This is a genomic window from Qipengyuania sp. R86523, from assembly GCF_044596365.1.
Lineage (GTDB): Bacteria > Pseudomonadota > Alphaproteobacteria > Sphingomonadales > Sphingomonadaceae > Qipengyuania > Qipengyuania citrea.
In genome coordinates this window covers 1,558,555-1,580,532 of sequence record NZ_CP138997.1, presented here as the reverse complement: position 1 = coordinate 1,580,532, position 21,978 = coordinate 1,558,555, and the positions used below count along the sequence as shown (strand labels likewise).

Genomic DNA, 21,978 nt, shown 5'->3' with positions numbered 1-21,978 from the left:
ATGAGGGGCGGCGGACTATGGTTCGCCGCCCCTTGTCGTTTGGGGCGCCGTTCCGCGGCGTTTCAGTCCGTCTTCGAGCGCCGCCTCGGGGCATCGGGCGATAGCGCGGCCATGCTGGTATCCTGCCCGGCGTGGACATGCGCACGGCGGTCTTCGACATGGCGGATGAGCGGGCCCGAAACCACGCCGTGCACGATGATGGAAACCAGGATCGCGAAACTCACGGTCGCCCATAGCAGGTCGATCTGCGCGAAATCGGCGTTGTTCTGGCCATAGGCAAGATAATAGATCGATCCCATCCCGCGCACGCCCAGGAAGGCAACGGCGAGCTTGCCGATCATCGGCAGGTCGCAATTGGCCTCCGCGAGCAAGCCCGAAATCGGGCGGATGACGAAGATCAGCGCCAGTCCCACCAGCGCCGCCGGCCAGGTGAGTGCCGAGAGCACGCCGCTGGCAAGCATCGCGCCGAAGCCGAACAGGACCGCCACCAGTACGATCTGCTCGATCTGATCGATGAAATGGTGGCTGATCTTGTGATAGCGGCTGCGGTTTTCGCGTTGCCGCGCGGTCACTGCCCCGACGAACACCGCCAGGAATCCATAGCCCTCGGCCAATTCGGCAAGTCCGTACGCGAGCAACAGCGTACCCAGCACGATCAGGCCTTCGCTGGTCGAATAGCTGGGGTTCTCCGCCTCGTCGCTGGCCTCATCGATGTCCTCGATCGGCGCGTCGGCTTCGCGTTCGAAGACATACCATGCCCCGATGCGGCCAACCGCATAGCCGACGGCGCAGCCGGCGACGATCCGCCAGACGAGGTCCAGCGCCGCCCATTCCAGTGTCCAGTCACCCAGAGCGGTCATCCCGACCGCGGCGATCGCGAGATAGGTGAAGGGAAAGGCGAAGCCGTCGTTGAGCCCGGCCTCGACCGTCAGGCTGAAGCGCACGTCGTGTCGCTGGTCTTCCCCGGGCGGGCCAACCTGGACGCTGCGCGCGAGGACCGGATCGGTCGGAGCCAATGCGGCACCCAGCAGGATGGCGCTGGCCGGTGCGAGACCCAGAGCCCACCAGCCGAGCAGCGCGACTGCGGCGATGGTCAGCGGCATGGCGATCAGCAGCAGTGGCCAGATCTGCCGCCAATTGGCCCAGCTAACCGGGCGATCGATCGCAATCCCCGCAGCCATCAACGAGGCGATGACAATGAATTCGGTGGCATATTCGAGCGTGATGGCATCGAAGCCGTCGACGGTCGGATTGAAGTGCGGCAGGCCCAGCGGCAGCGACCAAACGGCAAAACCGACGGCCACATAGAGGATCGGCAGCGACAGCCAGTAGCGGGCCAGCCAGCGTTCGAGCGTGACGGCAAGCGTCAGCCCCGCGCCGAAGACGACGAACATCAGGATACGCGGATCGAATTCCAAGGTGATCTCCCTCGCTTGCCTAACGCGCAAGCGCGGGTGCGGGTCCGCGCGGGTCAGAAATCTCCGCTGACGACCAACCGGAAGATCGGCCCGATCCGCCGATCACGGAATTCGGTGAAGCGGATGCCGGCGTCGGGGCGCGGTCCGTCATAGACCGTCCGCCGGAAGTAATCGCGTGCCCCCAGCAGGTTTCTCGCCTGTGCCTGGATGGTGAGGCCGAAGAGATCCTTGTGCTCGACGAACACCGCACCGAACACCGTCCCTTCCCACTCGCGCCCGTTCTCGTAGCGGCGCGAATACGGCGCCTGGTCGAAATGGTTCAGATTGACGCCCCAGGCCCAGTCGGTCGCGGGAATGTCATGGCGGAAGTCGATGTCGAAGCTGCCCTCGGAATCGTAAGAGAACGGCCGGGACAGCCCGGTGAAGGGATCGGTCACATCCATGAACCGCTTGACCACTTCCACGTCGAGGCGCGCGCCCGCGAACCCGAACGGATCGAGATTGAGCGTGGCATTGGCCTGCAGGTGCAACCGTTCGGCATCGCCGATATTGCCGCGGGCCTCGCCGCCATTGGCGAGCGGGAACCAGTCGATGAAATCCTCGAACCAGGCACGCTTCGCCTGCAGCTGGATCGATCCCCATGGTCCCAGGGTCTTGTTGGCCTCGAGCTCGATGTTCCAGCTCTGGTAGGGGACCAGTTCGTTGTTGCCGCCGTTCTGGTTGTCGTCGTTTAGCGAAACCGAGGCGAGAAAGTTGCCGAAGGAAAGCTGGCTGACGCGTTTGGCGAAGGTAATCGAGATGTCGAAATCCTCGCGCGGTTTCCAGGTTGCAGCAAACGAACCTTTCGGCCGCTTGAAGCTGCGCGAATTGGCTGCGAAGCCGGTCTGCTCGATGGTGGAGAATTCCATCGCCCCGATCAGCTGGAGCGACAGGGTGCGCGATAGCGAGCGCGACATGCTCAGGCTGGTTTCGTAGCGGTCTTCGCGGACTTCGCCATTGCCCTGCGGGAAGGACAGCTGGACGAACTCGCCCGCGGGCGCGAGCTCGAACAGGCGCGAGCGCCGTTCGAGCCGGTTGAAGGCCGCTTCTCCCGACAGCTGCCAATCGGCATTCCACAGCTTCCAGTCGTATTCGAACCGCCCGATCCGCTCGCCGGCGGCATTGGTCTGCTGGAAGCGCGATCCGGTCGGAATGCTGTGGTCGGAAAAGCTGTCGATCAGCGTGGACGTGTAATTGTCGCGCTCGAACCGTTCGAGACCGATCAGCTTGAGCCTGCCTGGTCCCAAGGGAAACTGGATATCACCGCCCAGTTCGTATTCGGGGCCGTCCTCGTCGACCCGGACATCACGAAACCGCACCGGGCCCTGCGCCCGCGTGGCGGTTTCGGGTTCGCGGCGGACGTAGAAGTCTTCGCCGTAGCTGAGATTGAGGTTACCGACGACATTCCCGCCGAAATCGTAGGCGAAAGCGGTCGACAGGCGCGGGTTGTCGAACTTGCCCGAAAACTTGCTGTACTGCTGCTCGAGCGGAATACCTTCGCGATTGGCGATCGCCACGGGCCCATCGGCACCGAAGCGATCGTTGTCGTTCGAAAGCGACACGGTGTAATCCAGTGCGCCGCTGCTGCCGATAACGGATATCTCGCCGCCATAAAGCTGTGCCGCAGTATTGTGCGGGCGGAACCCGGCGGTCCAACTGAACTGGCCGGATGCTCCGGTGCTTGTGTAGACGACATTCGCAACCTGGCCAGTGAGGCCAGGAATACTGGTCGCATTGCCATCGAGGATTTCGATCCGCACGACATCGGTGGCCGGGATACGCCGCAATTGGTCGCTGACGCTTTCCGACTTGCTCGACAGGCGTTCGCCATTGACGATCACATTCTGCGTTGCCTGTCCCAGTCCGCGCTGGCCCTGGTTATTTCCACCGCTGATCGAGAATCCGGGAATCCGGTCGACCATGTCGAGCGCGTTGCGGGGTGCGAACTGCGCGAAATAGGGTGGTTCGAAAACCTGCGCCCCTGCGGTGACAGCGGGCGGTGTGGCTGCGGGTGCCGCGGCATCCTGCGCCTGCGCCGGGGCATGGACCCAAGCGCATAACGCCGCGAGCGAAGCGCCCAGAAGCCTTGATGTCGATGACTTGAAAACGGCAGCCTCCCACTGTCCTGTTCTTGCTTTCCGGCACTTCGTCTACGTTTGTAACCGTCCAGGCCAACGGACGCTCGACCGGCGTCGTTCGGCAGCCGACAAACGGAATCTTCCGTGTCGGCTCTGGGCCGGGGCGGGGGGAAGCGCGGAGGAAAGCGCCCCGTTCTTGGGCAAGGGCCACATATCCGTGCCTTTCGTGGGTTAAGGCCCTTGAACATCGCTCGCACCATGGCGACATAGGCGACCGATTCACCCGACAAGAGGAATACTCATGATCGACCTGCTCGGCAGCGACGCCCACGGCACCCAGGGCCAGTTCACCCGCGATCCGCTTACCGGCGCGCTGGTGCCGGTCGTGGTGGAACAGACCAGCCGCGGCGAGCGCAGCTTCGACATCTTCAGCCGCCTGCTGCGCGAACGCATCGTGTTCGTGACGGGGCAGGTCGAAGACGGCATGGCTTCGCTGATCACCGCGCAGCTGCTGTTCCTCGAAAGCGAAAATCCCTCGAAGCCGATCAGCATGTATATCAACTCGCCCGGCGGCGTGGTGACTGCCGGCATGGCGATCCACGACACGATGCAGTACATCAAGCCGCGCGTCTCGACCGTCTGCATGGGCCAGGCCGCCTCGATGGGCAGCTTCCTGCTGGCGGCAGGCGAACCCGGCATGCGCATCGCGCTGCCGAATGCCCGGATCATGGTGCACCAGCCTTCGGGCGGCGCACGCGGCATGGCCTCGGACATCGAGATCCAGGCCCGCGAGATCCTGCGCATCAAGAAGCGCATGAACGATCTGTATGTGAAATATACCGGCCAGAGCCTCGACGATATCGAGAAGGCGATGGACCGCGATACCTTCCTTGAAGCCGATGAAGCGATGAAGTTCGGCATCGTCGACAAGGTATTCGAAACCCGGCCCGAAAACGACGGCGGCGATGCCGAAGGTTCGGGCGGCGCGCCCGAGTAATTCGGGTGGCAAATCCCCGCACGGGCACGATGCGCGTGCGGGAATGGTGCGAGAATGTCGTAGGGTTTTGGCAACCCTGACACTTCAGCCTGTAGCAAGGGCAGTGTGGTACCTACGATATTGACCCAAATCCCATGGTCCCTACAGTCGGCCTTCGGCCGGCGGGGCGTGGGAAAGACGTTAGGATATGACCAAGTTGAGCGGAACCGACAGCAAATCGACCCTTTATTGCAGCTTTTGCGGCAAGTCGCAGCACGAGGTGAGGAAGCTCATCGCGGGCCCGACGGTGTTCATCTGCGATGAGTGCGTCGAACTGTGCAATGACATCATCCGCGAGGAAACCAAGGCGGGACTGACCGGCAAGAAGGAAGGCGACGTTCCCACGCCGGCCGAAATCTGCGCCACGCTCGCCGATTACGTGATCGGGCAGGATCGCGCCAAGCGCGTGCTCTCGGTCGCGGTCCACAATCACTACAAGCGCCTGAAGCACGGCGCGAAGGCCGGCGATGTCGAACTGGCGAAGTCGAACATCCTGCTGGTTGGCCCGACCGGCTCGGGCAAGACGCTGCTGGCGCAGACGCTGGCGCGCACCTTCGACGTGCCGTTCACCATGGCCGACGCCACCACGCTGACCGAAGCGGGTTACGTGGGCGAAGATGTCGAGAACATCATTCTCAAGCTGCTTCAGGCCAGCGACTACAATGTCGAGAAAGCCCAGCACGGCATCGTCTACATCGACGAGATCGACAAGATCACGCGCAAGGCGGAAAACCCCTCGATCACGCGCGACGTATCGGGCGAGGGTGTCCAGCAGGCGCTGCTCAAGCTGATGGAAGGGACCACCGCTTCGGTCCCGCCGCAGGGCGGGCGCAAGCACCCTCAGCAGGAATTCCTGCAGGTGGACACGACCAATATCCTGTTTATTTGCGGCGGCGCCTTCGCCGGGCTCGACAAGATCATCGGCGACCGCCTGCAGAAGCGCTCGATCGGCTTTGGCGCACATGTTGCCGACCCGGACAAGCGCCGCGTTGGTGAACTGCTCGAGAAGAGCGAGCCGGAAGATCTGCTCAAATTCGGCCTGATCCCCGAATTCGTCGGCCGCCTGCCGGTCATCGCCACGCTGCACGACCTCGATGTCGATGCGCTGGTAACGATCCTGCAGGAGCCCAAGAACGCCATCGCCAAGCAGTATCACAAGCTGTTCGAGCTTGAGGACGTCGAACTGACGTTCACCGACGAAGCGCTGCGCGCGATCGCCGAACGGGCAATCATGCGCAAGACCGGGGCCCGCGGCCTGCGGTCGATCGTCGAAGGTATCCTGCTCGATACGATGTTCGACCTTCCCGATCTCGACGGGGTGACGGAAATCGTCATCGACAAGGATGTGGTCGAAGGCAAGAAAGAGCCGGTCCAGGTCCATGGCGGCAAGAAGGACGACAAGAAGGAAGAAGCCGCCTGAACAGGCCGTCCTTCGTAGCGAACACAAAGCGCGCCGTCTGACCGGGTCAGGCGGCGCGCTTCTGGTTTCGGGTCAAAAAAACCCCGCCCGGCCTCTGCGGAGCGCCGGACGGGGGACAGGAGGATGCCGTGCCAGATGGGTCGTTACACGGCATCCGGGGGGATCGATTAGCCGGGGAGGAAGACCCCGTCGGTCACGTGGATCACGCCATTGGTGGTGTTAACATCGGCCTTGACCACATTGGTCGTGCGACCGGCTTCGTCGGTAACCACGATGGTCTGACCGTCGAATGACGCGCTCAGCGTGTTGCCGGCGAGGGTCTGGAATTCGTAAGTGCCGCCAGCGTCGGTGATCGCCTGCGCGAGCGCGGATGCGGGAACGCGCCCGGCCACTGCGTGATAGGTGAGAATGCTGGTTAGCTGGCCCTTGTTCTCGGGCTGGAGCAGCGTGTCGACCGTGCCGGCGGGCAATGCGGCAAAGGCATCATCGGTCGGCGCAAAGACAGTGTACGGCCCCGGAGCGGCCAGCGTGTCTACCAGTCCGGCAGCCTTTACAGCAGCCACCAGTGTCTCGTGCATTCCCGTGCCCATCGCGGTCTCGACGATGTTCGCCTGGCTCATTTCGGCTTTCTTGCCGTGATGGTCGGCCAGCGCCGGGCTCCCGGTAGCGAGTGCGAAAGCGCCCATTGCCGCGATCGAAGCAAGGGCCGAAGCCTTCAGTGAGGTAGAAAACGCCATATTGTAACTCTCCTTTGCGTCAGGCCCCGTCCTGCCTGTGCGAAGAGTTACGAGGGCTGCGTCCTTGCGGATGCATGCCGCGTCAAAAAAATCAGATCGTGGCGAATTCGGCTTCGGCGACAACCGGACCGGCTGCGGAATCCACTGGCTTGCCGCCGAGCGGTTCGCGTGTCAGCAGCAGCTGCGAACCATCGTGCAAGGTGCGGGCGACGCTTTCCGGCACGCTGTGCGCCACGACCTCGCCCGGCGTCACCACGCCAAGCGAGACCAGCTCGCCTTCGGGCGGAACGAACCAGATTTCGTGATCGTGCACGCCATCTGCTTCGAGGCCGACCGCGCCGACCAGCAAGCTGCGGTCGTCCGGGAGATAGGTAAAATCGAGATTGAGCGGGGTGCCCCCTATCGGCATGGTTGCCGTCATCGGTGCCCGGGCCATGCGTTCGGCGGCCGGGTCCGGGCGGCTCTCCCCGGCGGGGCCGATCAATTGCGGCAGCGCGAGGAAGGCGAGCGCAATCGCCGCCGCCGCGCTGAGACCGCCGGCCCATTGCCAACGGCGCAGGCTGCGCCGCAGCGCGACGACCTGCGCGTTGCCGCTATCGGCACCAAGTTCGGCTTCGATGCGTTGCCACACCTCTTCGCGGGGCATGCGGGGATCGATATCGTCGGCCAGCGGAGCGAGGCGCTCTTGCCACTCTGCGACATCTCGTGCGAAAGCGGGATCGGCGGATTCGCGTGCCCGAGCGGCGAGCAGATCCTCGCCCTCCAGCAGGCCAAGCGCATATTCGGCGGCAAGCAGTTGGTCGGCGGTCACTCGCCCATCTCCATGCAACCCTTGAGCTTCGCGAGTCCGCGGCGGATCCAGCTCTTCATCGTCCCCAGAGGTACATCCATCCGCTCGGCCAGCTCGGCATAGGTGCGGCCTTCGAAAAAGGCGGTGCGGATCGCCTTCCGCGGGGTTTCGTCCAGAGTTTCGAGGCAGGTGTGGACGCGCGCTTCGCGTTCGGAATCGATCATCATCGCTTCGGCAAGGGGGCGATCGTCGGGAACGGGCGCAGCCTGGTCCTCGGGGACTGCGGCCAGCCGGACTTTCCCTGCGCGCAACCGGTCGATCGCGCGATTTCGCGCAAAAGTGGCCAGCCACGATATCGGGCTGGCGCGCTCGGGATCGTAGCGATCCGCGCGCCGCCACAGCGTTAGGTAAACGTCCTGCAATGCGTCCTCGGCTTCTTTCTCATCTCCCAAGATACGGTAGCAGATGCCGAATAGTTTCGCCGATGTGGCGCGGTAGACCTCTTCGAGAGCCGACCGTTCGCCGGCGGCCAGGCGACGCATCGCCGCCTTCAGCATTTCGCGCGCCTGGGGCGTGGACCGGCGCATCAGCAACCCGTCCCGCACGCCGCGCGGCTGGTTTCGATCTGGATGGTGGGATGCCCGATGCGGTGGTGGCGATCCAGTTCGCCCGCCAGTTGCCGGAGGAACCCGTCGCCTGGGTGGCCCGCGGGCATGACCAGATGCGCGGTCAGCGCGGTTTCGGTGGTGCTCATCGGCCAGATATGCAGGTCGTGCACCGCGTCGACCCCTGGCAGGCCGGACAGATAGGCGCGCACCTTGTTCTCCGAAATCCCTTTGGGCACGCCAAGCATGCTCATGGCGACGCTGTCCTTCAGCAGGCCCCAGGTCCCCCAGCCGATGACGGCCACGATAACGAGGCTGACCGCGGGATCGATCCAGCGTTCACCGGTCCAGATGATTGCCAGCCCCGCGATGACCACGCCCAGGCTGACCAGCGCATCGGCCGCCATGTGCAGGAACGCCCCCCGGATGTTGATATCGTGCTGTCCGCGCAGGAACAGCGCAGCGGTACCGGCATTCACGAGGATGCCAATGCCCGCGACGATCGCCATCGTTTGCCCCTGGACCGGTGCCGGTTCGGCCATGCGGTGCAGAGTCTCGAACAGGATCGCGCCGATCGCGACCAGCAGCAATCCGGCATTGGCCAATGCTGCAAGGATCGTGGAACTCTTGAAGCCATAAGTGAAACGTTCGCAAGCGGGGCGCCTGGCCGCGACGCTTGCCCCCCATGCGAGCAGCAGCGCGAGGACGTCGGACAGATTGTGCCCGGCATCGGCGATCAGCGCCATCGATCCGGAAATCCAGCCATAGGCTGCTTCGACGATGACGAATGCGGTATTGAGAATGATGCCGATCAGGAAGGCGTTGCCGAAATCGGCGGGGGCATGGCTGTGCCCGTGCCCGTGATCATGCGAATGGCTGTGGCCCGCTCCCATCGCCGTTATCGATAGACGCAGGAATTGAGGCCGTCACGGGCTACCGAACCGATGCGCGCAGAAATCGTGTTGCCATGGCGCGCCAGCCAGCCGCTCGGGTTCCTGACGGCGCGCTGCTTGGGCTGCGGCAATGCGGCGGCCATCCGGGCAGCTTCGAGCGGAGTCAGCGAGGCGGCGGACTTGCCGAAGTAGCGCTGCGCCCCGGCCTCCATACCATACGTGCCCAAGCCCGTTTCAGCGACGTTGAGATAGACTTCCATGATCCGCCGCTTGCCCCAGATCTGTTCGATCAGCACGGTAAACCAGGCTTCGAAGCCTTTGCGGACATAGCCACCGCCCTGCCACAGGAAGACGTTCTTCGCCGTTTGCTGGCTGATCGTCGACCCGCCGCGGACCCTGCCGCCCTGACGGTTGTTCTCGAGCGCGTCCTCGATCGCTTTACGGTCGAAACCCTCGTGGCTGCAGAACTTGCCGTCTTCCGCGGCAATCACCGCGCGAACCATGGTGCGGTCGATATTCGAGAGCGCGGTCCAGTCCTTGGTGATGCCGTTGGAATCCATCAGCATGGTGGCGGTTACCGGCACCGGGATGAATTTGAACACCAGCACCAGGGCCAGGCTCAGACCCAGGAAGCCGATCAGGGCCTTGAAAAGGAAGCGGATCACCCAGTGCATTCCCGGGCATCTAGCTGGCCGGGCGGGCGGGCGCAATCAGCCTGCTTGCGACCGGCGACCATGCATGCTTACCTGCCCTTTCGGCCATGGGGAGCCGTGAGGGAGTATCTATGCGCAAAGCGATTTTCGGATTGGCCGCTTCGGCCCTGGCCCTGTCCTTGGGTGCCACACCCGCCGCCGCCGACCCGGCACAGGTAAAACAGGCGGTGGCCGCGGATTACGACAGCCATCTCGAAGATCTCTTCAAGCATTTCCACGCCAATCCCGAACTGTCCTTCCTCGAGACGGAGACCGCCAAGCGGATGGCTGCCGAATTGCGGGCTGCCGGGCTCGACGTGACCGAAGGCGTCGGCGGGACTGGGGTCGTCGCCATGGCCGGCAACGGCGAAGGCCCGCTGATCCTGCTGCGTGCCGATATGGATGGCCTGCCGATGCCCGAGAAGACCGGGCTCGATTACGCATCGACGGCGACGCAGGTTGGCCAGGACGGCACGGAATACCCTGTCATGCATGCCTGCGGCCACGATGTGCATATCACCGCGATGGTCGGCACCGCGCGGCGCCTGATGGCCATGAAGGAGCAATGGTCGGGAACCCTCATGTTCGTGGTGCAGCCGGCGGAAGAGCGGGTCGGCGGCGCTGCTGCGATGCTCGAAGACGGCCTCTACGACCGGTTCGGCACGCCCGACTACGCGCTGGCCTTCCATGTCGCCTCGATCCTGCCGGCGGGCAAGATTTCGGCCTCGGAAAGCATCCAGTATTCGAGCGCGGATTCGGTCGATATCATGGTGCCGGGCGTCGGCGCGCATGGGGCCAGCCCACACATGGGCCGCGATCCGGTCTATATCGCCTCGCAGATCGTCACGGCGCTGCAATCGATCGTCAGCCGCGAGATCGAGCCGTTGTCGCCCGCGGTGATCACCGTGGGGGCGTTCCATTCGGGCACCAAGCACAACATCATCTCGGACCGGGCGGATCTGCAGCTCACGGTGCGCGCCAATGACGAGGACACGCGTGCGCAGCTGCTCGCCGCGATCGAGCGCATAGCCGTCAATACGGGCAGGGCGCATGGACTGCCGGAAGAGATGCCAGTGCAGGTCGCGGTGTCGGAAGGAACCCCCGTCACCAACAACGACCCTGCACTCGCGCGGCGACTCAACGCGGCACTGCAGCGCGATCTGGGTAACGAGGTGCTCATCCCATGGCAGCAGCGCGGGATGGGTGCGGAAGATTTCGCCTATTTCGTCGCCGAGGAATATGGCGTCCCCGGCTACTACTTCGCTGTCGGGGGGACCCCGCAGGCGGCGTTCGATGCAGCCGCAGCCGGCGGTCCGCCGGTGCCTTCGCACCATTCGCCCCTGTTCAAGATCGCCCCGCGCGAGTCGGTAACGCTGGGCACCGAGGCGATGGTGGCGGCAGTGCTGGAACTGGCACCCGCCAGCTAGGCCGCTCGAAATGAAGAAGGCCGCCGACACCCCGGGGTGCAGGCGGCCTTTTCATGGGTTTGACGAAGCGATGTCCGGTCAGGCCACGCCGGCCAGCAGCTTCTCGCCGGCGATGGCCTTCATTGCCTTCTGCACCTTCTCGAACGCGCGCACTTCGATCTGACGGATGCGTTCGCGGCTGACGTCGTAGACCTGGCTGAGTTCCTCCAGCGTCTGGGGGTTCTCGGTCAGGCGGCGTTCGGTCAGAATGTGCTTCTCGCGCTCGTTCAGCCCGTCCATCGCCTCGATCAGCATGTCGTGGCGTACTTCCGATTCCTGGGCATTGGCGACGAGCTCGTCCTGCAACGGACCATCGTCCTTGAGCCAGTCCATCCATTCGCCCGAACCGTCTTCGCCATTGCGCATCGGCACGTTGAGCGACCCATCGCCGCCCATCATCATGCGGCGGTTCATATTGACCACTTCCTGCTCGGGCACGCCGAGATCGGTAGCGATCTTGTTCACATCCTCGGGATGGAGGTCGGTGTCCTCGTAAGCGTCGAGGTTCTTCTTCATCCGGCGCAGGTTGAAGAACAGCTTCTTCTGCGCGGCGGTGGTGCCCATTTTGACAAGGCTCCACGAGCGCAGGATATATTCCTGGATGCTCGCCTTGATCCACCACATGGCATAGGTCGCGAGGCGGAAGCCGCGATCGGCCTCGAACTTCTTGACGCCCTGCATCAGGCCGACATTGCCTTCGGAGATGAGATCCGACACCGGCAGGCCGTAACCGCGGTAGCCCATGGCGATTTTGGACACCAGCCGCAGGTGCGAGGTGACGAGCTGCGCCGCAGCTTCGGGATCGTCATGTTCCTCATAGCGCTTCGCGAGCATGTATTCCTGCTCCTGCGTCAGCACCGGGAATTTCTTGATTTCGGAAAGATAGCGGTTGAGGCTCTGCTCGCCGCCGAGTGCCGGGACACTCAAAGATTTGGTATTGCTCACTTGTACCCTGACCTTTCTTGCGTCGACCTCGCTCGTCGGACCCCTGACGGGCATCCAACCTTCGGGCCACTAGGTTTACGTATAGCGGACACGGCCCAAATTGCACACGCGTTTCATCGATTTCAACGTGCGGTTTCGTCGATGAGTTCCCGCATATCTGCTGGCAGTTCGGCGCGGAAATCCAAGGTTTCAGCGCTGATAGGATGGCTGAAGCCCAGCCGTGCCGCGTGCAGCGCCTGACGGTGGAACCCGAGTGATTCGAGCACCTGCCGCAAGGGCTTGGGAGTCCGGCCGTATACTGGATCCCCCAATAGCGCATGACCGATTGACGCGCAGTGAACGCGGACCTGGTGCGTGCGCCCGGTTTCAAGACGGCATTCGAGCAGCGCCGCGTGATTGAGGTGGCGCAGCGTTTCGAAATGCGTGACGGCGTGCTTCCCGCGCGTCGTATCGTCGGGCAACACCGCCATCTTCTTGCGGTCGTGAACCGAACGCCCGATCCGGCCCGCGATGGTGCCTGCCGGCGGCGCGGGGTGTCCGGCGCAGACCGCCAGATACCGGCGCGTGATCGAATGATCGGCGAACTGCCGCGCCAGGCCTTCATGCGCGGCGTCGGACTTGGCGACCACCAAGAGCCCCGACGTGTCCTTGTCGATACGGTGGACGATACCGGGGCGGGCAATGCCGTTGATCCCCGACAGGCGGCCCGCGCAATGGTGGAGCAGCGCATTGACCAGCGTACCGTCCTGATTGCCCGCTGCCGGGTGCACCACCATCCCCGCGGGCTTGTCGACCACCAGCAGGTGGGCATCCTCGAAGACGATATCGAGCGGTATGTCCTGCGCCAGTGCGGCCAGCGGTTCGGGCGGGGGCAGCGCGATGGCAAAACGCTCTTCGCCCTGCACCTTCGCCGATGCGCTGCGGGCCAGCGTCTTGCCGATGGTGACGGCCCCCGCAGCGATCAGGCCCTTGATCCGTTCGCGCGACAGTTCGGTTGCGTCAGCCAGCGCCTTGTCGAGGCGGCCGCTGCTGGCCAGCTTTCCGGTGATGATATCGGCTTCGGCCATGCTAGGGCCATGCGCGATGCCGTTCGAACTCTCAAGTGATGTCGTCGCCTGCATGCTTGCAGAAGCACAGCGTGCGCACCCTCTGGAATGCTGCGGGGTGCTGCTGGGGTCGGCGGATGGCGTCACCGGGTCGCTGCCGGCGCGCAATGTCCATCCCGATCCCGCGCGGCATTTCGAAATCGATCCGCAGGTATTGATCGACGCGCACCGCGCGGCGCGTTCGGGCGGCCCCCGCGTTGTCGGCTACTACCACTCGCACCCCAATGGACTGGCCCGGCCGTCCGCGACCGACAGCGCGCTGGCAGCGAACGACGGGGCGATCTGGGCGATAATCGCGGTGGGCCGAATCACGCTGTGGCGTTCGGGGGATGCCGGTTTCGAACCGCTTCCCTATGAGGTCACCCCTCGCTAAGACGCTCATGAATTCTTCACCAATCGGGACCTCAATGGACGACCGCCAATCGATCGATCTCGCCGCAATGCTGTGTTCGCGGCTGTGCCATGACATGCTCAGCCCCGTGGGCGCGCTGTCCAACGGGCTCGAGCTGCTGGCGATGGAAACCGATCCCGAAATGCGGGCCAATGTGGTCGAACTGCTCGAACAGAGTGCGCATGTCAGCACCAGCAAGCTCAAGTTCTTCCGGCTCGCTTTCGGGGCCGCCGGGGGGTTCGGCGACCGCGTCGAAGTGACCGAACCGCAGGCGCTGATCGAGGCGCTGGTGACCGATAATGGCAAGATCAGCCTCAATTGGGCGTTGGCCGATGCCACGCTGGCCAAGCCGGCGGTGAAGGTCCTGCTGAATTTCGCCCAGATTGCCATCGATGCGCTGGTGCGCGGCGGTACGCTCGACATCGGGGCCGAACGCCGCGACGGAGCCTGCGAGATCGTGGTGCGCGCCGCCGGGCCCAAGATCGCCTTCGATGAAACCATCGGCAGGGCGCTCGACGGATCGCTCGATCGGTCCGACCTCACCAGCCGCACTGCCGCCGCTCACATGATCCACCTGCTTGCCAGCGAAAGCGGCGGCGGGCTGCAGTATCACCGCGGTGACGATGCGCTGGTGCTCGGCGCGGTCCTGCCCGAAGCCGAAGGGCTGATCGGTTGAGTTCGGATTTCGGCACGCCCGGGGAGAAGCTGCCCGTAAGCGAAGACGAACTGGTCGACCGCGAGGTGCTGTCGCCGAATCACAACGAACGCACCATGCCCATCCAGATGGTGGTGATCCATTACACCGAGATGCAGGACAAGGGCTTCGCGATCGAACGGTTGTGCGATCCCGAAACGCAGGTTTCCGCGCATTACCTGATCGGTGAACAGGGCGAGGTCGTCCGGCTGGTGCCCGAGGAAAAGCGCGCCTGGCACGCCGGGGTCGCCTATTGGCGCGGGCACAAGGACGTGAATTCGGCGAGCATCGGTATCGAACTCGACCACCCCGGTCACAAATACGGCTACCGCGAATTCAACGAGGCGCAGTTCCAGGCATTGGTCCCGCTGGTGGCGCGGATCGTTAAGCGGTACGATATCCCGCGGGCCAATGTGATCGGCCATTCGGACGTTGCACCGGCGCGCAAGATCGATCCCGGCGAACTCTTCCCATGGGACCGGCTGGCGGAATACGGCCTGTGCCTGCCGCGGCCCCAGAAGCTCGAACGGGGCGACCCGTTCGACAATGACGCGGCCTTCTATCTCGCACTCGAGCGGTTCGGATACGATGTAACCGATGGCCACAAGGCGGTCGAAGCCTTCCAGCGCCGCTGGCGGCCCGAAAAGATCAATGGCGAAATCGACGGCGAGGTGCGCGCCATCCTGTTCCAGCTGCTGCTCGACCGCGACCGCGGCCACACGCGTTAGGCAGGGTTTCGGCCCGCCTCACGCAGCGCCCGCGGCGGGCTGGTCCTAGCTGTCGATATCCTCATACGATATGAGCGTTTCGTACATTCGTTCGACCGCGGCGCGCGCGTTCACGCCCAGCAGGTAGCGAATGTTTTTCAAATCGTCGTCGAGCATCGATTCGGGATCCGCGCCTTCGCATAACCGCGCCATGTGCCAGCGCGCGAACATCCGCTGCCTGACCGGGATAAGGTCGATCAGCTTGATCTGCGCGTGGCGGAAATCGCAGCAGATGCGTTCGAAGACTTCCTCGACGACGGCGCTCTCGCCCTCGAGGACCTGGATGAACTGCTCTTCGACATAAACGAGCACGCCGGTGATTCCCGCTTCCTCGTTGAGCAGCGCGGCTTCCCCGGCCAGTCGGCACAGTTGCTTGTCGATCGTCTGCGGGCCCGGTTCGAGGCGGGCGGAGCTGGTATAGAGCAGCCTGCTGATCGGCATGTGTCGCTTCCTTCCTAGGCTTCGACGTTTTCGGCCTGGTGGCCGGTAAGGACCAGGAAATCGGCGAGGGCAATGGGGCGCCCGGTAAGGAAGCCCTGCACCTCGTCGCACCCGTGTTCCTTGATGAAGGACAGCTGCGAATCGGTTTCGATACCTTCGGCGGTGATTTTCATGCTGAGACTTGAACCAAGCTGGGCGATTGCCCGAACGATCGAAGCGCTGCCGACGTCGTCAGGCAGCTTCTGGACGAAGCTCTTGTCGATCTTGATGCGGCTGATCGGGAAACGGTGAAGGTAGCTGAGCGAGGAATAGCCCGTGCCAAAATCGTCCAGCGAAATGCGGACGCCGAGATCGCGGATCTGCGTCAGCGTGCGCAGCGCTGCCTCGTCATTGTTGAGCAGTGCGGTTTCAGTGATTTCGAGTTCGAGGCGGGACGGGGACAGGCCCGAATTGGCCAGCGCCTGCGCAACGGTTTGCGGCAGTCGCGGGTCGAGTAGCTGGACCGGTGATACGTTGACCGCGAGGTCGATGTGGGCAGGCCATGAGGCGGCGTCCTTGCAGGCCTTGCGCAGGACATCCGCTCCGATGCGTGCAACCAGCCCGAGTTCTTCAGCAATGGGAATGAATTCGGTCGGCGAAATTTCGCCATGCTCGGGGCAGGTCCAGCGCAGCAGTGCTTCGGCACCGGTAATCTCGCCCTTCGCCGAGCAGAACACCGGTTGATACACGATGCGGAATTCGTCGCGCATCGAGGCGCGACGCAGCGCGGCCTCGAGCGAGCGCTGGCGCTGGATCACCTCCATCAGCTGCGGTTCGAATACCCGGTAGGTCTGCTTGCCATGATGTTTGGCCGAATACAGCGCAATGTCGGCGTGCTGGACGAGCGCGTCGGGCTCGGTGCCATGGTCGGGCGCCAGCGCCACGCCCACGCTGCCGCTGATTTCCACGACATTTCCATCGATGACCATCGGACGCGAAAGCACTTCGACGACGCGTTCGGCGATTTCCGCCGCAGTCGCGACTCCCGTGACCCCGAATGCGATGATCGCGAATTCGTCGCCCCCTATCCGCGCAACGATGTCACCACTGCGCGCTGCCAACTTGAGCCGATTGGCGATACGTTGCAGCACGAGGTCGCCGGCGGGATGTCCGAGTGTGTCGTTGATCGGCTTGAAACGATCGAGATCGACCATCATCAGCGCGAACGGTTGGCCCCCGCTATCGATGGCATTGCATTCACCCGCTAGTGCTTCGGTGAACTGTCGGCGATTGGCCAGGTTCGTCAGTGCATCGTGCATGGCGATATGCGCGATGCGGTTCTCTCCGTCCGAGCTGGCCTTGCGTTCGACCAGATAGGTGGAGATGCCGGTGCCCACGATCAGAAGCGCGACCATGCCGATGGCCGCAGCCAGGGCAGCGAAGGCATCGCTGTCGCCGTTTTGCGAATAGCCAGCCATCGCGGTCACCGAAAATGCTGCCATGCCGCTGAAATGCAGGCCGATTATAGCCAAGGCGAGCAACATTCCGGCCTGCCATACGCGATGTCCGTTGTCCTGATCGCGCAGCAGATGGATGGCGGAGCCAGCGCAGACCATGGCGATTGCGAGAGAGGCGAGGACATAGCGCCAGTCCCAGCTGACGATCCCGTCGACGCGATAGGCAAACATGCCGACGTAGTGCATCGCGCTGATCGCGAAGCCGATGGTTGCCCCCCCGCCCAGAACCGCGATGCGCGCGGAAGTCGATGAAGCGAGGACCAGGCCCAGGCCGATGCCGCCCGCAGCGATGAGCGCGGAGATAACGGTCAGCACGCCGTCGAGCGAGACCGGGGCGGTGGTCTGATAGCCAAGCATGGCGATGAAATGCGTCGCCCAGGTAGCCGCCCCGGCGGTTACGGCAGAAAGGAAACACCAATGGACCCACGCTGGACCCTCTTCAGCCATCGTCCGGCGAAAGAGCGTGGCGGATACCATCGATCCTGCAACGCACATGATCGCCGCGATCAGCACGAACCACAGATTGTGGTCTTCGACGATGCAGCCAATGATTCGCATGAAGCTTCTGAAATTCCCTCTGCATCCATTCGCAGAACGTGGGGCGCCTAAGCGGGAAAGGTTAAGGAAATCGAATGATTTGGAGGTGGTGGGGTAGCAAAGAAGCCCGCGCGTCCGATGTGCCGGACCGGCAAACGGGCACGGGGCCAATGGCGGGCTTGGCGCCACACCCGGTTTGCCCTATCGCGCGTACCGCCAGGGGGCCGGGCAGCCGCGTGCCGCAAGGTACGAGGAAAGTCCGGGCTCCACGAAACAAGGGTGGCGGGTAACGCCCGCCCGGTCGCTGTCCTCGGATGGCGGTCGAGGGAAAGTGCCACAGAGAGCAAACCGCCGATGGCCTGCTTGCAGGTCCAGGCAAGGGTGAAAGGGTGCGGTAAGAGCGCACCGGGGCTTCGGCAACGCGGCCCGCATGGCAAACCCCACCCGGAGCAAGGCCGAATAGGGGCGGCGCGCCCGCGCAAGCGGGCAGGTGCGTTTCGCATCGACCGCCCGGGTTGGCTGCTTGAGCTTCGGAGCAATCCGAAGCCTAGACGAATGGCTGCCCCCGCGTGGCTGGTGTGCAAGCATACCGCGCGCAGGACAGAACCCGGCTTACAGGCCCCCTGGCAATTTTCTCGAAGAAGCGGAGAGCGTGGTCGGCTATCCGTGCACAGCGGTCACGCCGTCAGCCGAACGCCAGACTCTCGGTCGTGATCGTGCCATCGGTTTCGAGTGCCCGGATCAGGCGACGCTCGTCGTTTTCCAGCACCAGTGCGGTCAGGTTGCCGGTACGAAAGGCGCCGGTGTCTATCCCGATACGGTAGTCGGTGTGTTCGACGTCTTCGAAGATGGTGTGGCCGTGAACCACGACATGGCTAAGCGGCTCGCGGTGCTTGAGAAACCGATCGCGGATCCAGCGCATGTCGGAGCTTTTTTGGTCCTCGATGCTGCGCTTGGGATCGATTCCCGCGTGGACGAAGACATAATCGCCCGCGATCATGATATCTTCCATCGCGGCCAGGAAGTTGCGGTGCTCTGCGGGTACGAGCTTGTGCAGTTCGGCCTGCAGTTCCTTCAGCGATAGTTCGTTATAACGCTTTTTCTTGATCCCGTAGCTGAGCACGGTTTCACGCCCGCCGTGTTTGAGGAAATGGCGTAGCATCTCCTTGTCCTCGAAGCTTTCGAGGAACATTTCCTCGTGATTGCCCGCGATATAGCGGACGCTGCGCCGCTCGCCCCATTGCATGGCTGTCTCTATCACGCGGGCGCTTTCGGGCCCGCGGTCGACGAGGTCGCCCAGAAGGACCACCGTCGTTTGCGCAGGCCCTGCGCGGCGATCGTCGTCTTCGATCGCGACAATCAGTTCGTCGAACAGGTCGCAGCGCCCGTGAATGTTGCCGATGACGTAGTAGCGCTCGCCCTCGGGCACTTTCGGCAAAACCTTTGCCGATTTGCCTTTGCTGAACAGTCTGGCGAGTTTGATCATGGTGAAAATCGTTGGTTTTCTGCGGGTTCTTGAAAGGGGACGCTCCAGATAGGCGCTTGCCGTGACGGGGGCAACAAATGCCCGGATTGCGCCGTGTTGCCGTTGCGAGAAAACCACAGCTTTTGTTGCATATGCGAAAACTGGGCGGCGCGATCTTGCGCAAACGCGCAGCTAGGTGCAGGTTTGTAACTGTATCCGGATGAGAGGCCTAATAAAATGGCCCCGGCGGATTCGCAGGTGGGACGAAGCGACACTCGTACAGGAGTTTGTAATGCTCACGTCCTTTCGCGGCCTGATGGCCGTAACTCTCGCTACGGCGGGCCTTTCCCTTGCAACGCCGGCGATGGCGCAGTCCGAAGACAGCGGCTTCACCACATCCGCCAATGTTGCCCTGACCACCGACTACCGCTTCCGCGGGGTCTCGCTCTCGGGCGGCGATCCGGCGATCCAGGGCGGTTTCGATGTCGCACACGACAGCGGTTTCTACATCGGCACCTGGGCCAGTTCGATCAAGGGCGGCCCGTCCTATGGTGATGTCGAACTGGATCTCTATGCCGGGTGGAGTGGCTCGCTGAGCGATGCAGTCGGCATCGACGTCGGGGTGCTCTATTACATGTATCCAACCGAGGACCTTGGGCTCGATACCGACTATATCGAACCCTATGCCTCGATCAGTGCGAACCTGGGCCCGGCGGAAGCGACGCTGGGTGTTGCCTATGCGCCCGAACAGGATTCGCTCGGCGGCGACGACAACCTCTACATCTATACCGATGTGGGTTTCGGAATTGCCGATTCGCCGTTCAGCGTGACCGGCCACCTCGGCTATACCGACGGCGCGCTGGCTCCGCCGCTGCTGGCTGGTGCAGCCGACGATACCGGGCTCGACTGGGCGCTCGGCCTGGCGGTAGCGCAAGGCAATTTCGAAGTCGGTGTCTCCTATGTCGGGGTCGAAGGCCCGTCGGTCGACGGCTTCACCGATGATGCCATCGTGGGGACCATCTCCGCCAGTTTCTAAGGAACCACCGGGCGGGAAAGCGGGGGCGTGCCAGCAATGGCGCGCCCCTTTTGGTATGAGCTATCCGCTATGTGCCTCTCGCGGTGCCCGGCGGGCGACCGCGACATCGTTGATGGCGCATTGCATCGCGCCGGCTCGATGTGGCAGGGCGCGGCTTGATGCCGGTTGCCGTTGCGCGATCACGGCCCCACCGGTTGGTAACGAACGGAGTGTCCCTTGACCAAATTCCTGCACAGCATGATCCGCGTGACCGATGCGGATGCCACGCTGGCCTTCTTCAAGCTGATCGGCGTGGAAGAAACGCGGCGTTTCGACGTCGAGGCCGGCCGGTTCACGCTGATCTTCCTGGCCGCCCCGGGGCAGGAGGGCGTCGCCGAGGTCGAACTGACCTACAACTGGCCCCCCGAGGACGGCAGTGACCCCGAGGAATACACCGGCGGGCGCAACTTCGGCCACCTCGCCTACCGGGTCGAGAACATCTACGAGACCTGCCAGGCGATCATGGATGCCGGACACATCATTCATCGTCCGCCGCGCGATGGGCACATGGCTTTCGTCAAGACGCCCGACGGTATCTCGATCGAATTGCTGCAGGACGGGTATCTGGAGCCGCAGGAACCCTGGGCGAGCATGGAGAACAGCGGGAGCTGGTAAGCTCCCGCCGCGCCCTCGTCATCCGACCGAGGGGTCAGTCGATGTAGGGTGAGCGCACATCGTCGGGATGTTTGGCTGACATCCGGATGATGGCGTATCCGGCAAGCGCCGAAATCAGCGAGCCCAGCAGGATACCGATCTTCGCTTCGTTGATGAGCAGCTGCTGCCCGGCGAAGGCCAGTCCGCTGATGAAGAGCGACATGGTAAAACCGATTCCGCAGAGGATCGATACGCCCCAGATCTCGGGCCAGGTCGCCTGGTCGGGACGCGGCGCGAAGCCGATCCGGTCGGCCACGAAGATGGCCGCGAAGATGCCGACCTGCTTGCCCAGGAACAGACCCGCCGCGATGGCCAGCGGCAGGGGGGCAAGCAGCTGGTCTACGCCCATGCCCGCCAGCGGCACCCCGGCATTGGCGAAGCCGAATACCGGTACGACCAGATAAGCGCTCCACGGGGCGAGGCCATGTTCCATCCGTTCGACCATGGTCTGGTCGTCGGGGCCGACCATCGGAATGCACAGCGCTGCGACGACGCCGGCGATAGTGGCATGGATGCCCGAATTGAGCACGAAGTACCACAGCACCAGCGCGAGCAGGATATAGGGCCAGTAGCGCGCGACGCGCATCTTGTTGAGCACCATCATGGCGATCACCACCGCGCCTGATGCAGCCAGCCAGCCCAGCTTGATGTTGGCGGTGTAGAACAGCGCAATCACCAGCACCGCCCCGATGTCGTCGACGATTGCCACGGTCAGCAGGAACAGGCGGAGCGAGGCGGGGCAGCGATTGCCCAGCAGCCCGAGAACGCCCATCGCGAAAGCGATGTCGGTCGCTGCGGGAATGGCCCAGCCACGCAGCAGTTCGGCATCGCCGCCCACCACGCCGACATAGACCAGTGCAGGCACGGCCATCCCGGCAATGGCCGCGAGAATCGGCAGTCGCCGCGATTGGGCGGTCGACAATTGTCCTTCGATCCATTCGCGCTTCACTTCGAGCCCGACGACGAAGAAGAACACCGCCATCAGACCGTCGTTGATCCACAGGTGAAGATCGTCAAGCTTCGGGATCGGCGTCCACGGCAGTTCGCCGTAGAACAATTGTTCGTATTCGCCCGCGAGCGGGGAGTTGGCTGCCAGCATGGCCGCCGCCGCAACGAGGATGAGCAGGATGCCAGCCGACGCATCGCTCACGAAGAGCGCGCGGACGGGGGCAAAAACGAGGCGGAAAGCTGAAGGACGTTCGGTCATCTCGGGCATGCTCTCTTTCGCAAAGC

The 21,978-nt window shown here is 63.5% G+C and carries 21 protein-coding genes and 1 other RNA gene; 9 read left to right on the top strand and 13 right to left on the bottom strand.

Annotated features, from left to right (window positions below):
* Positions 1–62: 62 nt before the first annotated feature.
* Together SJY12_RS07825 and SJY12_RS07820 are read right to left on the bottom strand one after the other, a co-directional pair.
* The gene (locus SJY12_RS07825) at positions 63–1,418 is read right to left on the bottom strand and encodes a sodium:proton antiporter (protein WP_348346231.1); all 1,356 of its coding nucleotides are present in this window, start codon (positions 1,416–1,418) and stop codon (positions 63–65) included.
* A 53-nt stretch (positions 1,419–1,471) separates the two neighbouring features.
* Positions 1,472–3,538 (bottom strand): TonB-dependent receptor plug domain-containing protein, encoded by a 2,067-nt coding sequence (locus tag SJY12_RS07820; protein ID WP_397506670.1) that lies wholly within the window; start codon positions 3,536–3,538, stop codon positions 1,472–1,474.
* Between the two features lie 298 nt (positions 3,539–3,836).
* Here SJY12_RS07820 and SJY12_RS07815 point away from each other — a divergent pair, with 298 nt between their 5' ends.
* Together SJY12_RS07815 and clpX are read left to right on the top strand one after the other, a co-directional pair.
* Entirely contained in the window at positions 3,837–4,532 is a 696-nt protein-coding gene (locus SJY12_RS07815) for an ATP-dependent Clp protease proteolytic subunit (RefSeq protein ID WP_050600839.1), read from the top strand.
* Between the two features lie 187 nt (positions 4,533–4,719).
* Positions 4,720–5,991 carry an ATP-dependent Clp protease ATP-binding subunit ClpX gene (gene clpX, locus SJY12_RS07810; protein WP_050600838.1) on the top strand — a complete coding sequence of 424 codons (1,272 nt, stop codon included), beginning with the start codon at positions 4,720–4,722 and terminating at the stop codon, positions 5,989–5,991.
* A 167-nt stretch (positions 5,992–6,158) separates the two neighbouring features.
* Here clpX and SJY12_RS07805 read toward each other — a convergent pair whose 3' ends face one another.
* The 5 genes from SJY12_RS07805 to mtgA all read right to left on the bottom strand — a co-directional run bounded on the left by SJY12_RS07805 (position 6,159) and on the right by mtgA (position 9,690).
* Positions 6,159–6,728, bottom strand: coding sequence for a fasciclin domain-containing protein (locus SJY12_RS07805; RefSeq protein WP_348030741.1), 570 nt, complete (start codon positions 6,726–6,728; stop codon positions 6,159–6,161).
* Positions 6,729–6,819: 91 nt separating this feature from the next.
* The gene (locus SJY12_RS07800; RefSeq protein ID WP_397504981.1) at positions 6,820–7,539 is read right to left on the bottom strand and encodes an anti-sigma factor domain-containing protein; all 720 of its coding nucleotides are present in this window, start codon (positions 7,537–7,539) and stop codon (positions 6,820–6,822) included.
* Positions 7,536–8,105 (bottom strand): sigma-70 family RNA polymerase sigma factor, encoded by a 570-nt coding sequence (locus tag SJY12_RS07795; protein ID WP_397504980.1) that lies wholly within the window; start codon positions 8,103–8,105, stop codon positions 7,536–7,538. The genes SJY12_RS07800 and SJY12_RS07795 overlap by 4 nt, the downstream gene beginning before the upstream one ends.
* Positions 8,105–9,016: a cation diffusion facilitator family transporter gene (locus SJY12_RS07790; RefSeq protein WP_397504979.1), complete on the bottom strand. Its 912-nt coding sequence runs from the start codon at positions 9,014–9,016 to the stop codon at positions 8,105–8,107. The genes SJY12_RS07795 and SJY12_RS07790 overlap by 1 nt, the downstream gene beginning before the upstream one ends.
* A gap of 5 nt (positions 9,017–9,021) precedes the next feature.
* Entirely contained in the window at positions 9,022–9,690 is a 669-nt protein-coding gene (mtgA, locus tag SJY12_RS07785) for a monofunctional biosynthetic peptidoglycan transglycosylase (RefSeq protein ID WP_397504978.1), read from the bottom strand.
* Positions 9,691–9,800: 110 nt separating this feature from the next.
* On the opposite strand from mtgA, the gene SJY12_RS07780 reads away from it, so the two are divergent.
* Positions 9,801–11,135 carry a M20 family metallopeptidase gene (locus SJY12_RS07780; protein ID WP_397504976.1) on the top strand — a complete coding sequence of 445 codons (1,335 nt, stop codon included), beginning with the start codon at positions 9,801–9,803 and terminating at the stop codon, positions 11,133–11,135.
* Between the two features lie 78 nt (positions 11,136–11,213).
* Here the strand turns inward: SJY12_RS07780 and rpoH are convergent, their stop codons facing one another.
* Together rpoH and SJY12_RS07770 are read right to left on the bottom strand one after the other, a co-directional pair.
* Positions 11,214–12,173 carry an RNA polymerase sigma factor RpoH gene (gene rpoH, locus SJY12_RS07775; RefSeq protein ID WP_237452361.1) on the bottom strand — a complete coding sequence of 320 codons (960 nt, stop codon included), beginning with the start codon at positions 12,171–12,173 and terminating at the stop codon, positions 11,214–11,216.
* 68 nt (positions 12,174–12,241) lie between these two features.
* Positions 12,242–13,186: an RluA family pseudouridine synthase gene (locus SJY12_RS07770; protein ID WP_397504975.1), complete on the bottom strand. Its 945-nt coding sequence runs from the start codon at positions 13,184–13,186 to the stop codon at positions 12,242–12,244.
* A 16-nt stretch (positions 13,187–13,202) separates the two neighbouring features.
* Between SJY12_RS07770 and SJY12_RS07765 the strand changes: the two genes are divergently transcribed.
* The 3 genes from SJY12_RS07765 (at position 13,203) to SJY12_RS07755 (ending at position 15,038) form a co-directional block, all read left to right on the top strand.
* On the top strand, positions 13,203–13,598 hold the full coding sequence (locus tag SJY12_RS07765; RefSeq protein WP_348346220.1) for a M67 family metallopeptidase: 396 nt from the start codon (positions 13,203–13,205) through the stop codon (positions 13,596–13,598).
* A gap of 34 nt (positions 13,599–13,632) precedes the next feature.
* Positions 13,633–14,292, top strand: a complete 660-nt coding sequence (locus tag SJY12_RS07760) for a histidine phosphotransferase family protein (protein WP_050600829.1) — start codon at positions 13,633–13,635, stop codon at positions 14,290–14,292.
* 95 nt (positions 14,293–14,387) lie between these two features.
* Complete coding sequence (locus SJY12_RS07755; protein ID WP_397506668.1) at positions 14,388–15,038, top strand: N-acetylmuramoyl-L-alanine amidase; 651 nt, start codon at positions 14,388–14,390, stop codon at positions 15,036–15,038.
* Positions 15,039–15,083: 45 nt separating this feature from the next.
* Here the strand turns inward: SJY12_RS07755 and SJY12_RS07750 are convergent, their stop codons facing one another.
* The gene (locus SJY12_RS07750) at positions 15,084–15,518 is read right to left on the bottom strand and encodes a BLUF domain-containing protein (RefSeq protein ID WP_050600828.1); all 435 of its coding nucleotides are present in this window, start codon (positions 15,516–15,518) and stop codon (positions 15,084–15,086) included.
* Between the two features lie 14 nt (positions 15,519–15,532).
* Positions 15,533–17,572 carry a putative bifunctional diguanylate cyclase/phosphodiesterase gene (locus SJY12_RS07745; protein WP_397504974.1) on the bottom strand — a complete coding sequence of 680 codons (2,040 nt, stop codon included), beginning with the start codon at positions 17,570–17,572 and terminating at the stop codon, positions 15,533–15,535.
* A 195-nt stretch (positions 17,573–17,767) separates the two neighbouring features.
* Here SJY12_RS07745 and rnpB point away from each other — a divergent pair.
* An RNA gene (gene rnpB, locus SJY12_RS07740) (RNase P RNA component class A) lies at positions 17,768–18,182 on the top strand.
* A gap of 54 nt (positions 18,183–18,236) precedes the next feature.
* Here rnpB and SJY12_RS07735 read toward each other — a convergent pair.
* Complete coding sequence (locus SJY12_RS07735; RefSeq protein WP_397504973.1) at positions 18,237–19,037, bottom strand: metallophosphoesterase; 801 nt, start codon at positions 19,035–19,037, stop codon at positions 18,237–18,239.
* A 343-nt stretch (positions 19,038–19,380) separates the two neighbouring features.
* Here SJY12_RS07735 and SJY12_RS07730 point away from each other — a divergent pair, with 343 nt between their 5' ends.
* The gene (locus SJY12_RS07730) at positions 19,381–20,052 is read left to right on the top strand and encodes a TorF family putative porin (protein WP_348030732.1); all 672 of its coding nucleotides are present in this window, start codon (positions 19,381–19,383) and stop codon (positions 20,050–20,052) included.
* 216 nt (positions 20,053–20,268) lie between these two features.
* Positions 20,269–20,706: a VOC family protein gene (locus SJY12_RS07725; protein ID WP_063510979.1), complete on the top strand. Its 438-nt coding sequence runs from the start codon at positions 20,269–20,271 to the stop codon at positions 20,704–20,706.
* A 34-nt stretch (positions 20,707–20,740) separates the two neighbouring features.
* Here the strand turns inward: SJY12_RS07725 and nhaA are convergent, their stop codons facing one another.
* Positions 20,741–21,952: a Na+/H+ antiporter NhaA gene (gene nhaA / locus SJY12_RS07720; protein ID WP_063510981.1), complete on the bottom strand. Its 1,212-nt coding sequence runs from the start codon at positions 21,950–21,952 to the stop codon at positions 20,741–20,743.
* Positions 21,953–21,978 lie beyond the last annotated feature (26 nt).

What these genes read in the sequence shown, in the direction of transcription:
- SJY12_RS07815 (WP_050600839.1), top strand. Translation starts at nt 3,837, where the DNA reads ATGATCGACCTGCTCGGCAGCGACGCCCACGGCACCCAGGGCCAGTTC.
- clpX (WP_050600838.1), top strand. Translation starts at nt 4,720, where the DNA reads ATGACCAAGTTGAGCGGAACCGACAGCAAATCGACCCTTTATTGCAGC.
- SJY12_RS07805 (WP_348030741.1), bottom strand. Translation starts at nt 6,728, where the DNA reads ATGGCGTTTTCTACCTCACTGAAGGCTTCGGCCCTTGCTTCGATCGCG.
- SJY12_RS07795 (WP_397504980.1), bottom strand. Translation starts at nt 8,105, where the DNA reads ATGCGCCGGTCCACGCCCCAGGCGCGCGAAATGCTGAAGGCGGCGATG.
- SJY12_RS07790 (WP_397504979.1), bottom strand. Translation starts at nt 9,016, where the DNA reads ATGGGAGCGGGCCACAGCCATTCGCATGATCACGGGCACGGGCACAGC.
- mtgA (WP_397504978.1), bottom strand. Translation starts at nt 9,690, where the DNA reads ATGCACTGGGTGATCCGCTTCCTTTTCAAGGCCCTGATCGGCTTCCTG.
- SJY12_RS07780 (WP_397504976.1), top strand. Translation starts at nt 9,801, where the DNA reads ATGCGCAAAGCGATTTTCGGATTGGCCGCTTCGGCCCTGGCCCTGTCC.
- rpoH (WP_237452361.1), bottom strand. Translation starts at nt 12,173, where the DNA reads ATGCCCGTCAGGGGTCCGACGAGCGAGGTCGACGCAAGAAAGGTCAGG.
- SJY12_RS07770 (WP_397504975.1), bottom strand. Translation starts at nt 13,186, where the DNA reads ATGGCCGAAGCCGATATCATCACCGGAAAGCTGGCCAGCAGCGGCCGC.
- SJY12_RS07765 (WP_348346220.1), top strand. Translation starts at nt 13,203, where the DNA reads ATGCCGTTCGAACTCTCAAGTGATGTCGTCGCCTGCATGCTTGCAGAA.
- SJY12_RS07760 (WP_050600829.1), top strand. Translation starts at nt 13,633, where the DNA reads ATGGACGACCGCCAATCGATCGATCTCGCCGCAATGCTGTGTTCGCGG.
- SJY12_RS07755 (WP_397506668.1), top strand. Translation starts at nt 14,388, where the DNA reads ATGCCCATCCAGATGGTGGTGATCCATTACACCGAGATGCAGGACAAG.
- SJY12_RS07750 (WP_050600828.1), bottom strand. Translation starts at nt 15,518, where the DNA reads ATGCCGATCAGCAGGCTGCTCTATACCAGCTCCGCCCGCCTCGAACCG.
- SJY12_RS07745 (WP_397504974.1), bottom strand. Translation starts at nt 17,572, where the DNA reads ATGCGAATCATTGGCTGCATCGTCGAAGACCACAATCTGTGGTTCGTG.
- SJY12_RS07735 (WP_397504973.1), bottom strand. Translation starts at nt 19,037, where the DNA reads ATGATCAAACTCGCCAGACTGTTCAGCAAAGGCAAATCGGCAAAGGTT.
- SJY12_RS07730 (WP_348030732.1), top strand. Translation starts at nt 19,381, where the DNA reads ATGGCGCAGTCCGAAGACAGCGGCTTCACCACATCCGCCAATGTTGCC.
- nhaA (WP_063510981.1), bottom strand. Translation starts at nt 21,952, where the DNA reads ATGACCGAACGTCCTTCAGCTTTCCGCCTCGTTTTTGCCCCCGTCCGC.